We start from the raw sequence: 15,168 nt of genomic DNA on the forward strand, positions 1-15,168 counted from the left end.
GGGCCAATGGCAGACAAGAAGCTGGTTGGCGGCCTTAAATGGGTCAAGAGCGAGATCGGCGCGACCTTGCGTCCGGTGCGCGAATTGGTCGAGGCCGGAAGCGCATTCGATTTCCAAATGGACCTGGCGCCCGCCGTCGCGGCCCTGGAGCAGGTGCACGGCGTCCTGCTCGCGTTGCAACTGACGACGCCCGGACGCCTGCTGGAGGAGATGAGCCGTCTGGCCGAACGGATCGCCGAGAGCGAGGACGGTCGATCCCAGGAAGCCATCGCGATCCTGGGTCAGGCACTGAGCCAGTTGACCAATCATCTCGACCGCCTGGATGCCGGTTTCGACGAACCCCCGTTGAGCCTCTGGACCATCATCAACGAGGTGCGCTCGGCCTGCGACAAGCTTCCGCTCACGCACTCCGAGCTGCTGACCTTCGCGGCCGTCAATCGTGACGGCGATTCGCAATGGATGCCCGAGGAACTGGATATCCTGGCCGAGGTCATGCGCCAGGTGCGTCCGCAGTTCCATCGGCATCTGGTCGAATGGTACCGCAACGATCCGGACAATCAGGCCCTGCTGCAACTCAGCCGACTATTCCGGCAGCTCCACGACTATTTGAAGGACGGCCTGCTCGCCGATCTGTTTCGGCTCGCCGAGGTCTTCGCCGAGGCGATCCGGGATGGCCGGATGGAGACCGGCGCCAGGGCCCGCACCCTCATGGGTCATCTGGATTGGGTTCAGAAGCCACTGACCCAACGGCCGCCCCTGTGGCCGGAGATCGATGGAACGACGCTGATCGAGCAACTCCTGGGCGCCCTGACGGAGGCTCGAATCGACGAGCCCCTGGTCGACGAGCTGCGGATGAAGTACGGCTCGCCGTCCACTGGATCCGGATCGGCGCGGACGCTGGCCGCGGATCGCGAAAGCGACCAGGCGATCGCCGAGTTGGCGATCAAGGTTCTGAGCGAGATCGCCGGACTCAAGGAACTGTTCGACCTCATCACCCACGGCGAGCGCGCCGACCAGGCGTCGATCGACGCCTTCGGCGACACCCTGCGCCGTCTCGCCGCGACGCTCGACGACTCGGAAGTCGGTAATCTGACCGGGCGCATGCGCTCCCTGGCCGATCAATTCGGCGCGCTGCATGCCACCGACATCGCGAAGGATCTGGTGCGTCTCGAATCCCACGCGATGGAACTGCTGGGCATCGAGGCCGTACTGCTGGCCTATGCCGGTCATCGCGGGACCAGCGCCGAGCAGGTCATCGCCCCGGACATGGATCTCTCGGAGCTGACCACGGCGACCCTGCGCGAGGCCGGTTACGAGCTGTTGCGGGTCAAGGATGTCATCTCCAATTGGCAGGCCGAACAGGGTTCGCCCGAGGACCTGGCTCCCGTCAATCATTATCTGATGAGCGTTTCGGGCGCCTTGCGCATCCTCGGCGAGAATCCATCCGCCGATCTGGCCGAGTCGATCGGGCGTTTGATCCAGCGGGGTTTCGTGGACCCCGCGCGCGTCCCGACGGAAGCCCAGTTCGAGCATCTGGCCGACGCGGTCGCCGGGCTCGAGCTCTACATCGGGCATCTCCAGGATCCCATGCCGCTCGGCGACAGGCTGATCGATCGCGCCGGGGAGTCGATGTCGGCCCTGCACGCGGAGCTTGGCGACCTGAGCGCGCCGTCCGAGGCCAGGGCTCCCGCGACGAGCCGGGAAGCGCCGCCCGCTCCCGAGAGCGAGTCACTGGCTTCCGACGACGGAGAGACGGAATTCCTGGACATCTTCCTTGAAGAGGCCCGGGAAGAGACCGAAGCGGCACAGACTCAGTTCGCGCGCTGGGAGTCCAACCCCCACGATTCCGCCGCCCTGGCCACGCTTCGGCGCAGCTTCCACACCCTCAAGGGCAGTGGCCGTCTGGTCGGGGCCTTGCAGGTGGCCGAGTTCGCGCAATCGATCGAATTCCTGCTCAACCACCTCATCGAGTCTCAGCGCTTCCCCTCGGAGGATGTACTGGCCTGCGTCGCCGAGGCGGTCCGCGTCCTGCCGGATCTGGTGGACGCCGAGGCCGAGGGTCGCCCGTTCGATATCGCGCCGCATGTGGCACGCGCCACCGAGGCGCGCGTTGGGGGTCGACCCGCCCCGGACTCGGAATCTATCCCGGAGGCCATGGAGCCAGCGCCCGAGGCCAGGCCCGTGTCCTCTGGCGTCACCCCAATCGTCGATCATGACAGCCTCTTCGTCGCCGACGAGGAACTCCTGCGGATCTTCCAGACCGAGACCCATGAACACCTGACGACACTGCGGACCTTCCTGCGGCAGGTCGACGCGGGCAACGCGAAGGTCGACGAGCCCGTGCAACGCGCCCTTCACACCCTCACGGGCAGCGCGCGCATGGCCGGAATCGATTCGATCGCCATGGTGACCAAGGCGATCGAGCTGCGTGTCAAGCCCGCCTTGACCAGGGACGAACCGCTCGACGAGACGTTCCTCGTTCTCTTCGGACAGGCCGTCGAGGCCGTCGAGATGCGTGTCGACGAACTGCCCACCACCGGACAGGGGGCCACCGCCCTGGCCGAGCTTCTGGTCGAGCTGGAACGTTGGACGGCCCCCAGCCTGGAGCCGGTGGTCGATCTGTCCGCGCCCGAGGAGCCCGAGCCCAGCCTGGTGGCCGAGGAGCCCATCCAGGAGGAACCGGTCTTGGTCTCGCCGGAGCCCGGCGAGGAAGAGGAGGCTCCGGTCGCGGAGCCCCAAGCCAGCGCGAGCGAGCCACCCCCGGTCGAGCCGCCCCTACCCGAGCCCCCGTCGGCGCCAGGGACTCCGGAGCGACCAGCGGTCGCCGCGCCGCTCGCGGATGCCCAGGCGGCACCGGATCAGGAATTGGCGTCGCTCTTCCTGGAGGACGCCCGCGACCTGCTCGACAATCTGGATCGGCAGTTCCGCGACTGGCAGCTCGCGCCCCAGGATACCGCCGCGCTGGATGGCATCAACCGCTTGCTGCATACGCTCAAGGGCAGTGCCCGACTGACCGGGATCGCGGCGATCGGCGACCTGAGCCACGCGCTGGAGACCCGTCTGAAGGCGTTGGGCGATGAACAGGGAGTGGTCGACGATACGACCCTGGAGCTGGCGCAGCGCGCCGTCGACACCCTGTCGGTCCAGGTCGATGCCCTGGAGCAGGGGACGCCGATCCCGCGCATGACCAGGCTGGTCGATGAACTCTCGCGCACGCCGCTGGAGGAGCCGGCTGGAGCGGAGGCCGAACCCGACGTCGCCCTGATGCGTCCGGCGGCTCCCGAGTCCGTCGCGACCCTGGCCAACCTGTTCGCTCGCGAACCGCTCGCGGAACAGCCGGCCCGCGAGACCGCCGGCGCCGTCTCCGTGACCCCACAGATCCGCGTCCGCTCGGATCTGCTCAACCGCCTGGTCAACCACGCGGGCGAGATCAGTATCTACCGGGGTCGACTGACCCAGCGCAACGGTCAGCTCGGCTTCGGTCTCGGCGAACTCGACCAGACCGTGGTGCGTCTGCGCGAACAACTGCGTCTGCTCGAAATCGAGACCCAGGCTCAGATCCTGCACCGCTTCGAGCGCAGCGGCGCCACCTCCGAGTTCGATGCCGAGTTCGATCCGCTCGAATTCGATCGCTTCTCGCGCTTGCAGCAACTCTCGGGGAGTCTCGCCGAGACCGTCAACGACCTCATCAGCGTCAAGGAGATGCTGGGCGGCTATCAGCGCGAGTTCACCGACCTGCTCAACCAGCAGGCGCGCATCGCCGACGACCTGCAGGACGGTTTGCTGCGCACGCGCCTGGTGCCTTTCGTTCAGGTCGTGCCGCGGCTGCATCGCCTGGTCCGTCAGACCGCCGACAGTCTCGGCAAGTCCGCGCGCCTGGAGGTCATCGGCCCCGAGGTGGAACTCGACCGGACGATTCTCGATCGCCTGGTCGCCCCGCTTGAGCATCTGTTGCGCAACGCCGTCGATCATGGTCTGGAGGACACCAAGGCGCGCGTCGGCAAGGGCAAGCCGGCGACTGGCATGGTGACCCTGGCGTTGCGTCGCGAGGGTAACGATGCCGTGATCAGCCTGGGCGACGACGGCAAGGGACTGGACCTGGAGGCGATTCGCAAGCAGGCCATCGCGCGCGGATTGATGGCGCCCGAGGCCCGGTTGCCGGACGAGGCGGTGCTGCAATTCATCCTGGAGCCGGGCTTCACCACCTCCGGCAAGGTGACCCAGATCTCGGGTCGCGGCGTGGGTCTGGACGTGGTGGCCTCCGAGATCAAGGCGGCCAACGGCACCATCAACCTGGAGTCGGTTCCGGGCAAGGGGGCGCGTTTCACCATCCGTTTGCCGCTGACCCTGGCCATCATCGATGCCTTCCTGGTCGCGGTCGGAGAGAGCATCTACGCCGTGCCGCACAGCACGGTCGAGGGCGCGGCCCGCGTGACCCGCGATGAGCTCCTGGCCATCCAGGCCGACCCGTCCAAGACCCTCTCGGCGCGTGGCCACCACTACAAGGTGGTCTATCTTGGCAGCGTGCTGGAGCCAAGCCTGGAACCGCCGGAACTGGGCGAGCGGCGCTGGATGCCGTTGCTGCTGGCCCGCATCGGCGACCAGCGCGTCGCCTTGCAGGTCGACAATCTGATCGAAAGCCAGCGCATCCTGGTCAAGCCCCTGGGGCCGCAGCTCGCGGGCGTGCGCTGGCTGAGCGGTGGCACCATTCTGCCCGATGGGCGCGTCGCCCTCATCCTCGATGCCCTGGCGCTGCTGCGTTCCGGCGCGGTGCGCGACTACAAACCCGTGGCCACCACGTTCGAGCCGGCGAGGGAGTCGACCTGTGTCATGGTGGTGGATGATTCGCTCACCGTGCGCCGCGTCACCAGCCGGCTCCTGCGACGCCAGAATCTGGATGTCCTGACCGCGAAGGATGGGGTCGAGGCCCTGACCCTGCTCGACGAGCGCATCCCGGATCTGATCCTGCTGGATATCGAGATGCCGCGCATGGACGGCTACGAGCTGACGCGCCACATTCGGCGCTCAGAACGGCTGCGCCATCTGCCGATCATCATGATCACCTCGCGCACCGGGGCCAAGCACCGGGATTACGCGATGCAGCTCGGGGTCAACCGCTATCTCGGCAAGCCTTACCAGGAATCCGAACTGCTGACCGAAATCAACGCGCTCCTGGACAAGCCGTCAGCCTGACCGGGCGTCCCCGAAGTCTCCCCAGAGCGCCTGAATCACCGCGATCGCGGCCAGTGGCGCCGTCTCGGTCCGCAGAATCCTGGGACCGAGTCGGACGCCCACGAAGCCCTGGCGCAGCGCCGCCTCGCGTTCTCCGGAGTCAAGCCCGCCCTCCGGGCCGATCAGGAGTGTCACGCCACCCGCCTCCGGCGCCGGCCGGCTGGTCAGGGCCTGTTCGGCTTGCGGATCCAATAGCAATCCACCGGCGCGTGGCATCCCGAGCCAATCGTCGAGACGGGGCGCGGCTTCCAGCCTTGGGATCCGTTGCCGACCGGACTGCTCGCAGGCCGCGATGATGACGCCCCGCCAATGTTCCAGTCGTTTCTCCAGCCGCGCCCCATCGAGCTTGACCTGGCCCCGTTTGGTGAACAGCGGGGTGAGTCTGGTCACTCCCAACTCGACGGCCTTCTGGAGCGCGAAGTCCATCCGCTCGCCCTTGGAGACGCCGAGCGCGAGATGAATCTCCAGCGGTGGAGCGGACTCCGCCTCGCCTCGGGTCTCCACCAGGACGCGCGTCGTCTCGCGGGTCGAGGCGATCAGCCGGGCCTGATAGGCGTGACCGTCGCCGTTGAAGAGCACCAGCGGCGCGTTTGGCGCCAGGCGGAGAACCTGACCGACATGACGCGCTTGCGCGGCGGGAAGCTCGAACTCCGCGCCCTCGCGCAACAGGGCGTCGACATGGATCCTCGGGACGCGCACCGATAAACCGCTAGTGAGCAGCCGATGGCAGGCGCACGACGGCCACCGCGAGCAAGGCCCAGCCGGCGATCAGCAGGACGCCACCAATCGGCGTGATCATCCCAAGCTGACGCAGTCCCGTGAGCGTCATCGCGAAGAGACTGCCGCTGAACAGAGCGACCCCGATCAGAAAGGCCCAGGCCGCGAGGCTGATCAGCCCGGCCTCGGGTCGCTGAAGCAGCACCAGACCACAGGCCAGGATCGCCATCGCGTGCAGACCAAGATAATCGGCCCCGGTCCGCCAGTTCAGCAGCAGGGCCGGGTCGACGCGGGCCTTGAGCCCATGGGCGCCGAAGGCCCCGAGCGCGACGGTCAGCAGACCGCCGACGGCGCCCAGGGTCAGCCAGAGGGATGCGCGGTTCATGTTCAGTACCTCGTAGGCGCCGCCTGTTGTAGTGAAAGCCAGGTCCAGTCGTTCCGCCGCTCGCGTCCTTGGGCAAGCGGTGCTCTGGCTGGCCAGCGTCGAACGGTATCAGAATTCCGTAATAAAGCTATGTTATCAAGGCCGCCGGAAATACTGTTTTGACCTCGATCTGGCAAATCAATAGGCTGCATCACCCAAACCATCCGGTCACGACACCAGCGTCCAGGCTTGCGCCCACACGATCCGGTTGACGACAGCGCGCGCGACGACGAGCCGGTCACTTCAGGCAGGGATGCGCCGTTCCATCCAAGGTCCGAGGCCCAGAGGCCTCGGCAGCCGACTACCGACAGCCGCCACCCGCCTTGGCGAGAATGAGGCGGCATTCACGCTAGTGAACCGTTAGGAGATCGAGCACCATGCCAACGTTTGTGCGTACCGACAAGTGCGACGGCTGCAAGGGTCAGGACAAGACCGCTTGCATGTACATCTGCCCCCACGACCTCATGAAGCTGGACCAGGACGGCTCCGAGACCAGCCACGCCATGAAGGCGTTCAATCAAGAGCCCGAGCAGTGCTGGGAGTGCTACTCCTGCGTCAAGATCTGTCCCCAGCAGGCGATCGAGTGCCGCCACTACGCCGATGTGGTGCCCATGGGCGCCTCGGTTCAACCCCTGCGCGGCACCGATTCCATCATGTGGACCATCAGGTTCCGCAACGGCAACATGAAGCGCTTCAAATTCCCCATCCGCACCACGCCCGAAGGTTCCATCAATCCCTACGGCTCCAAGCCCGCCGCCGACATCGCCAAAATCGGCGAGGCCGGTTTCTTCACCCTGGGTGGCGTTCAGAAGACTGGTAACCCCAGCGAACTGATCCGCAAGTAACCCCATTGCCTGGCAACGATCATCCGTTCGAGGTAGACGAAATGGCAGGAGAATTCGGCAATCCCGAAATCGTCGAGGAAGAAGTCGACATCCTCATCATCGGTGGCGGCATGGGCGCCTGCGGTGCGGCTTACGAGATCGGCCCCTGGCTCGATCAGGCCAAGAAACAAGGCATCGATCTCAAGGTCAAGCTGGTCGACAAGGCCGCCATGGAACGCTCCGGCGCCGTGGCCCAGGGCCTGTCCGCCATCAACACCTATCTGGGCGAGCAGGATCCGGCGGACTACGCCCGCATGGTCTCCAACGACCTCATGGGTATCACCCGCGACGACCTGGCCTATGACCTGGGCCGCCACGTCGACGACTCCGTGCATCTGTTCGAGGAATGGGGCCTGCCGATCTGGAAGCAGCCCGGCGACGAGGGCAAGCCCCTGGTCGAGGGCGGCAAGCCGGTACGCTCGGGCAAGTGGCAGATCATGATCAACGGCGAGTCTTACAAGTGGATCGTCGCCGAGGCCGCCAAGAAGGGGCTGGGTACCGGCCGTATCCAGGAGCACGTCTTCATCGTCAAGCTGGTCAACGATAAGAACGACAAGAACCGCATCGCTGGTGCGATCGGCTTCTCGGTGCGCGAGCACAAGATTTATGTCTACACGTTCAAGGCGTGCCTCTTGGTCGCCGGTGGCTGCGTGAACATCTTCCGTCCGCGCTCGGTCGGTGAAGGCATGGGCCGCGCCTGGTATCCGGTGTGGAACGCAGGCAGCACCTACGCGATGGCCGCCGAGGCCGGCGCCGAGCTGACCATGATGGAAAACCGCTTCGTGCCCACCCGCTTCAAAGACGGTTACGGCCCCGTGGGCGCCTGGTTCCTGCTCTTCAAGGCCAAAGCCGTCAACGCCTTCGGCGAGGTCTACATGGACACCAACAAGGAACTGTTGAACGACTATCCGCCTTATGGCCAGGCTGCCGTGCCCGCATCCTGCCTGCGCAACCATCTCATGATGAAGGAAATTCGCGAGGGTCGCGGCCCGATCTACATGGACACGGTCAGCGCGCTCGGCAAGCTCGCCGAAACCATGACCCCCAAGGAGATCAAGCGCCTGGAAGCGGAAGCCTGGGAAGACTTCCTCGACATGTGCATCGGTCAGGCCGGTGTCTGGGCTGGCGAGAATATCGAGCCGGAGAAGAAAAACTCCGAGCTGATGCCCACCGAACCCTACCTGCTTGGCTCGCATTCGGGGTGCTGCGGCATTTGGGTCTCGGGTCCGACCGACGTCGGAGCCCCGACCGACGAAGAACATGCCGACGCCGGCAAGATCCCGAGCCATCTGCCCTCCGGCTGGAACTGGGGCTATCGCTCCATGACCACCGTCAAGGGTCTCTTCACGGCGGCTGACGGTGTCGGGGCCTCCGGTCACAAGTTCTCCTCCGGCTCCCATGCCGAGGGACGGCTCGCGGCCAAGGCCATGGTCCAGTTTTGCATGGACAACAAGGATCACAAGCCTGAGCTGGCTGACTCGGTCGCCGACCTGGTCAATGAGATCTACCGTCCGGTGCGCAATTTCCTTGAGAACAAGGACTACAGCACCGCCATCGACGTGAACCCGCACTACATCACACCGAAGATGCTTCAGTTCCGCTTGCAGAAGGTCATGGACGAATACGTCGCCGGCGTCTCGACCATGTACCAGACCAACGCCAAGATGATGGAAGTGGCCGAGCAGAAACTGGAGATGCTCAAGGAAGACGCCCTGAAGATGCGCGCCAAGGACCTGCACGAACTGCTGCGGGCCTGGGAGAACTACCACCGCATCCTCACCGCCGAAGCGCACATGAAGCACATCCAGTTCCGCGAGGAGAGCCGTTACCCCGGCTTCTACTACCGGATGGACTACAACTTCATCGACGAAGAGAACTGGAAGTGCTTCGTCAACTCGGTCTATGACAAGGAGACCAAGACCTGGAACTGCTTCAAGCGCGCCCACGTCGACATCGTCGACAAGTCCAAGCTGTTCAAGTAGACCTCGGCTCTCCGTTTTGGGCAAAGCCCAAAACGGAGAGCCGATGAGCGATAAAAGTCCGGCGGCCGTGAGGTCGCCGGACTTTTTTGTGCCCGAGCGCCAGATCCGAGGGTAGTGCCTCAATCAGCAGGATGGGCTATGGCGAATCGTCGGCGGCAACGCCTGCCTAACCGGGTTTCCGAAGAAACTCTCTCGGGTAGCCATCCTGCGAATCAGGGCACTACCGGAACCTGGCATGGAACGCCGGAGGAGGCGTTCGATATGTCTTCGGTGTATTTGACGGTTTGATGGCGTTCATTTCGTAGAGCCACGAAGTCAGGATCGGGCCGGGCTGACGCGATTGCGACCGCCCGACCCGATCGGATCGCTCCGCCGGGCCGATGCGCGCGGACGGCTCGAACGCGCTCCATGGTCTTCATCGTCAACAATTCGCCTCTTCGCCATCCAGCGGCAACTCGCCGAGGCCATCCATCGCGGTTTGTGCCGCGCCGTTTCCGATTCGGACCCGGAATCGCTTAGCATGGGGACATGCCCAGGGGTCGGCTTGTCCCGACCGTCCTCGGGATCGATGACCCGGCGGCGGATCGGTCACCCGATCCGCTCGCGGCGGCCGATCCTCGTTACTCGGCGCCCGCTTTTCCGCCCTCCAACGATCACACGCCCACCCAAGATGTCGTTCGCCTATCTCACCGATCCCGATACCATCCATCACGCCTTTCCACCGGCCTTTCTGGAACGGGGGCGTCGCTATGCGCGCGATGGGCATGTGCTGACGGCCGACCTGGACGCGGCCAGCGCTACGCTGGTCGGGCGTGTGCGCGGCTCGGGTGGACGGGTGTATCAGTGCGTCGTCCAAGTGGTCACGCCGGCGAACGCCGCCCCACGACTCCTCGCGCGCTGTTCCTGTCCGGTCGGGTTGAACTGCAAGCATGCGGCGGCGATGCTATTGAACCTGGCCGAGCGTCGGCCGCCGGCGGAGAAGCCGGCACCGGTCGCGAATCTGCCGATGGAGCTGCGCGGCTGGCTGAATCGGGCCGAGATGCTGGCCAGTCGGATCACCGCCGCGGAAAGCCCCTACTGGATTCTCTATCTCCTGCATGACGAGCCCCAATACGGTGTGGGTTCGACGACGGTCCAGGCCGTGAAGGCGCGTCGCCTGGCGGAGGGGGGCTGGGGCAAGCCACAGGATTTCAACATCCTCGGGTCTTCGCGCGCCGATTTCGTCCGGCCGGACGATCTGCGCATCATGGCCCTGGCGCGCGCCGGATCCCGTAACGACGGTTCGCGCGCGCGGGCTCGACTCGATGAGTACACGGGCGCCGATGTCCTGCGCGCGATCGTCCTCTCCGGGCGCGGCTACCACGTCCAGCCGGATGGTCCCGCGCTGCGCTACGCCGGTCCCTTGCCGGGCCGGCTCGCCTGGCATTTGGATCAGGACGCCCGGATGCGGGTGGCGTTGGAGTCGGAGCGCTCCGGTCTTCGGCTGCTGGCGCTGACCCCGCCCTGGTATCTGGATCCGGAGAGCGGCGACTGCGGCCCTGTCGAATCCGGGCTGGACGATCGCGAGGCGGCCCTACTGGCGATGGCCCCGCCGGTGCCAGCGGAGGCCGCCGAGGCCCTGGAGCAGGCCGTTGAAACGCGGGTCAAGGGGTTGCGCATGCCGATGCCCAGGCGCCCGCCGCGCCAGAGCGTGCGCGCGGCGCCCCCGACACCCTGTCTCCATCTACGCAGCGAGGATCTGGCGCGCACCGAAACCACCCGTTACTGGGGGCTGCGGCGCGAGCCTCAGTGGGTCCACGCGGCCGTGCTCCTGTTCGATTACGGTGGTGCGCGCGTCGATCCGCGCGATCGCGCGGCCACGCTTCAGCGTGTCGAGGAGGGCCGGCTGCTGGTCATCGAGCGCGACGCGGGCGCCGAGCGCGCGGCGATCGAGCGGCTCGGGCAAATGGGGTTCGCGCCCAGCGGCGAACAGGCCGAGCGCCCCGGACTCGCCTTCGGTCTGGAGGACGACAGCGCCTGGTTCGGCTTCATGGGCCGCCATCTGCCGGGCTTGCAGGCGGCCGGCTGGCGGATCGAGATCGACGACGGTTTTCAGTTCCGGCTGGCCGAGGTCGGCGACTGGGAGTTGGAGATCGACCAGCCGGAGGGCGGACGCTGGCTCGACCTGGGGTTGGGCATCGAGGTGGACGGTCAGCGCATCGATCTCTTGCCGCTGTTGGTGGGGATGATCCAGAACCAGCGGAGTGGATTGTCGTCGAGCGGTCTGGCCGAGTTGGACGAGGATGACCGGCTGCCGCTGCGTCTGGACGACGGGCGGCTGATTCTGATGCCGGCGCGGCGTCTGAAACCCATCCTGGCCACGTTGGTGGAACTGTTCGATCCGGAGCGACCGCTCTCCCGGAATGGTCGCGTGCGTCTCTCGCGGATGCAGAGCGCCCAACTCGCGGAACTGGAGGAGGCGGATCCGAGCCTGCGCTGGCGCGGCGGCGAGCAGGCCCGCGACTGGGGGCGGCGTCTCAGGGACTTCGATGGCCTCAAGGCGGTCGAGCCGCCCGCCGGGCTCGGAACCGAGCTGCGGCCCTACCAGCGCCAGGGGCTCGACTGGCTGCAATTCCTGCGCGAATACGAGCTGGGCGGCGTGCTGGCCGACGACATGGGGCTGGGCAAGACGGTCCAGGCCCTGGCGCATCTGCTGATCGAGAAGGCCAGCGGTCGCGCCGATCGGCCGAGCCTGGTGGTCGCGCCTACCAGCCTCATGTTCAACTGGCGACGCGAGGCGCAACGCTTCGCCCCGGCGCTCAAGGTGCTGCTGCTGCACGGGACGGATCGGCACGCGCGTTTTCCGACCATCGCCGAGCACGATCTGGTGCTGACCACCTATCCTCTGCTTCCGCGCGACAGCGAGATCCTGACCGCCCAGCCCTGGCATCTGCTGATCCTCGACGAGGCCCAGGCGATCAAGAACCCGCGCAGCAAGGCCGCCGACGCGGTGCGCGCGATCGATGCGCGGCATCGGCTCTGTCTCACCGGCACGCCGCTGGAGAACCACCTGGGCGAGCTTTGGGCCTTGCTGGATTTCCTGATGCCCGATCTGCTCGGCGACGAGCGCCGCTTCCGGCGCCTCTTCCGCAACCCCATCGAACGCCAGGGCGACGCCGAGCGCGCTGAGCAACTGCGCCGGCGCATCGCCCCCTTCCTGCTGCGGCGTACCAAGGAGGCGGTTGCCACCGAACTGCCGCCCAAGACCGAGATCCTGCGCGAGACGCCACTGGCGGAGGATCAGCGCGATCTCTACGAGACCCTGCGTCTGTCGCTGCACGAGAAGGTGCGCGGCGCGGTGGAGCGCAAGGGGCTGTCCCAGAGCGGCATCATCATCCTGGACGCCCTGCTGAAACTGCGCCAGGTCTGCTGTGATCCGCGTCTGGTGCCGCTGGAGAGCGCGCGCAAGGTCAAGGGTTCGGCCAAGCTGGAACTGCTCATGACCCTGCTGCCCGAGCTGCTGGCCGAGGGTCGGCGGATCCTGCTGTTCTCCCAGTTCACCAGCATGCTGGATCTGATCGAGGAGGCCCTGATCGCCGATGGTCTGAGCGAGAACCGCGACTTCGTCAAGCTCACCGGGCGCACCCGGAATCGCGCCCTGCCGGTCGACCGCTTCCAGGCCGGCGAGGTGCCGCTCTTCCTGATCAGTCTTAAGGCCGGCGGCAGCGGTCTGAACCTCACCGCCGCCGATACCGTGATCCACTATGATCCCTGGTGGAATCCGGCCGTGGAGCGTCAGGCCACCGACCGCGCGCACCGCATCGGCCAGGACAAGCCGGTGTTCGTCTACAAGCTCCTGACCGAGGGCACGGTCGAGCAGCGCGTGGCCGAGCTTCAGGCCCGCAAGCAGGCGCTCGCCGATGCCATGCTGGCCGGTGGCGGCGCCGCGGCCGGCTCGCTCAGCACCGCCGACCTGGATCTTCTCTTCGCGCCGATCGCGGATTGATCGGCCCTGTCCACCCCGGAGGCCCGCCGATGACCGCCGCCTTGTCCGACAAAGACCTGCGGGAACTCGTCGATCGTCTGCTGTTCGAGCAGGGTCGGCTCGATCCGCTGGAATTCCTGCTCGCCGCCGACCTGCTCGCCTACGAGGACTATGAGTCCTGGCGTCTGGGTCGCCATGAGGATCTCCAGGCGGCCCTGCGTCTCGGCGTGGCGGAGACCGTCGAGTGTTTGACGCGGGCGGGCGCCTACGCGCGTCGCCAGAAGCTGGAGGCGACCGGGCTGGAGTACCGCGCCTGGGGTGGTGGCGAGCGGATCCTGTCCTTCGGTCCCGAGGCTAGTCTGAAGCGGGTCTGCACCCAGGGCTGGGTGCCCGCCGCCGATCGACGGCAACTGGATCTCTTCCAGGACTCGGGCGAACTCCTGCTGGAGGACGCCATCCGTCTCGCCCTGGCCGAACGTCGCGGCGACGCGGCCCGCGAGCAGGTCGCCCAGCTCATGCGCGCCAATCCGCGCCACCCGAGACTCGGCGGTTTCCTGCGTTTGATTCAGTGCATCGACGCGGGCGATGGTCAAGTGGACGGAAACGCGCGCGAGCGCTCCGCGGAGTTGGAGGCGATCGATCCGGTCGCCAGGGATCTGCTGGGGCACCGGGCGCGGGACGTCCTGGCCGTCTTGTGGTCGGACCTGGCCCAGCAACTGGCCGGGGAGCCTTTCGATCCGACCAGGCCCCAGCGGCACGCCAGTCACGCCTGGGCGCGTGCCGGCCGTTGGGACGCCGTGCGCGACTCGGTCGAACGCCTCGCCGACTGGCGCGAGCGACCGGCGCTGGTGCGGCTCCACGCCGAAAGCGCCTGGCATCGCCGCGATCCGGTCACCGCTCGGCGCGACTGGATCTGGTTGTGCTGGGAACATCCCCTGTACGCCGAACGCGCCTTCGTCTCGACCGACTTCCCGGATCCCTGGCTCGCGAGTCTCTGGCGCGCCTTCGGCGATCTGGATCCGCCCCTGGAGACCGAGGACTTCCCGGCCTGGCTGCTGTTGCACGATCCGACCGAGAGCGCCCAGGTTCCGGCTGATGACGCGCCCAGCGGCGAGCGCGGCGACGCCTACCGTCTGCTGCGCCGACTGGTCGGCGGCGAGGACGACATCCGCCTGCGTCGCCAGCTCGACGAGCTGGATCCAAGGCTGTTGCGCTTGTTCCTGTCCCGAGGCCGGAACGCGCGTCAGTGATCCCCGGGCCCTGGCGATGCCGGATGGGCTCCGGCGGGGTCCGCCTGCTCCAGGCGCCGATGGACATGGCCGAAGACGGCCAGCGCGCCCGCGATCACCGCCTCGGGCGCGAGAATCCCGCGCGCGACCAGGGCGTTCAGGCCGCCGCTGAACTGCTTCCAGGCCGCGGAGGTGTCCGTGCCGTGGAAATCCAGGAAGCTCGCCGAGCCCAATCCATCGCCGAGGATACGGCGGAGCTGGCGAGCGATCGTCCGACCGCCGAGCGTCGCCCCTTCCAGGACATAGAGACCACCCACGGCGGCGCTGACGCCGTCGGGACAATCCAGCCAAGGCGTTGTTTCGGGCGTGTGGGTCAACCAGACGCCGCCCTGTTCTTCCAGATCGTGCCGCAGGGCCGGCAGTTTGGGGCGAACGCCCAACGCCTCGCGCAATCCATTGTCCAACCGGGCATAGAGGCTCGGCTCGAGCGGTGCGTAAATGGCGGCGAGGGTCTGGAGGTAGTCGCGGTAATCCTCCCTGGTCACGGATTCGGACGTCAGCCGGCACATCATGGGCAGTCGTTCGACCGCCGCATGCGCCTCGGCCGTGGCTTGGCGGAGCGCGATCGCCAGGTCGATCTGGATCGGGGAAGAGGGGGTGGAGGGATGACCGAGGTCCTGCATTGATCCGTCCGGATCCGCATGCGCGAATCAGTGTGCGAGGAAGGTTGAGGCGC

The 15,168-nt window shown here is 66.6% G+C and carries 8 protein-coding genes; 5 read left to right on the forward strand and 3 right to left on the reverse strand.

What is annotated here, in order from left to right; translation table 11 throughout:
• Window positions 1–6: 6 nt before the first annotated feature.
• The gene (locus CKO27_RS00540) at window positions 7–5,193 is read left to right on the forward strand and encodes a hybrid sensor histidine kinase/response regulator (protein ID WP_200372708.1); all 5,187 of its coding nucleotides are present in this window, start codon (window positions 7–9) and stop codon (window positions 5,191–5,193) included.
• On the opposite strand, the gene CKO27_RS00545 is transcribed toward CKO27_RS00540, so the two are convergent.
• Window positions 5,185–5,931 (reverse strand): 16S rRNA (uracil(1498)-N(3))-methyltransferase, encoded by a 747-nt coding sequence (locus tag CKO27_RS00545; protein ID WP_200372710.1) that lies wholly within the window; start codon window positions 5,929–5,931, stop codon window positions 5,185–5,187. The two genes, CKO27_RS00540 and CKO27_RS00545, sit on opposite strands and share 9 nt — an antisense overlap.
• 10 nt (window positions 5,932–5,941) lie before the next feature.
• Window positions 5,942–6,334 (reverse strand): DUF423 domain-containing protein, encoded by a 393-nt coding sequence (locus tag CKO27_RS00550; RefSeq protein ID WP_200372712.1) that lies wholly within the window; start codon window positions 6,332–6,334, stop codon window positions 5,942–5,944.
• Between the two features lie 416 nt (window positions 6,335–6,750).
• Between CKO27_RS00550 and aprB the strand changes: the two genes are divergently transcribed.
• The 4 genes from aprB (at window position 6,751) to CKO27_RS00570 (ending at window position 14,453) form a co-directional block, all read left to right on the forward strand.
• Window positions 6,751–7,218, forward strand: coding sequence for an adenylyl-sulfate reductase subunit beta (gene aprB, locus CKO27_RS00555; protein WP_200372714.1), 468 nt, complete (start codon window positions 6,751–6,753; stop codon window positions 7,216–7,218).
• A 41-nt stretch (window positions 7,219–7,259) separates the two neighbouring features.
• Entirely contained in the window at window positions 7,260–9,239 is a 1,980-nt protein-coding gene (gene aprA, locus CKO27_RS00560; RefSeq protein ID WP_200372716.1) for an adenylyl-sulfate reductase subunit alpha, read from the forward strand.
• Between the two features lie 670 nt (window positions 9,240–9,909).
• Entirely contained in the window at window positions 9,910–13,224 is a 3,315-nt protein-coding gene (locus CKO27_RS00565; protein WP_200372718.1) for a DEAD/DEAH box helicase, read from the forward strand.
• Between the two features lie 29 nt (window positions 13,225–13,253).
• Window positions 13,254–14,453, forward strand: a complete 1,200-nt coding sequence (locus tag CKO27_RS00570; RefSeq protein WP_200372720.1) for a hypothetical protein — start codon at window positions 13,254–13,256, stop codon at window positions 14,451–14,453.
• On the opposite strand, the gene CKO27_RS00575 is transcribed toward CKO27_RS00570, so the two are convergent.
• Entirely contained in the window at window positions 14,447–15,115 is a 669-nt protein-coding gene (locus CKO27_RS00575; protein WP_200372722.1) for a biliverdin-producing heme oxygenase, read from the reverse strand. The genes CKO27_RS00570 and CKO27_RS00575 overlap by 7 nt on opposite strands.
• Between the last annotated feature and the right edge of the window lie 53 nt (window positions 15,116–15,168).

The organism is Thiocystis violacea (genome assembly GCF_016583575.1).
Lineage (GTDB): Bacteria > Pseudomonadota > Gammaproteobacteria > Chromatiales > Chromatiaceae > Thiocystis > Thiocystis violacea.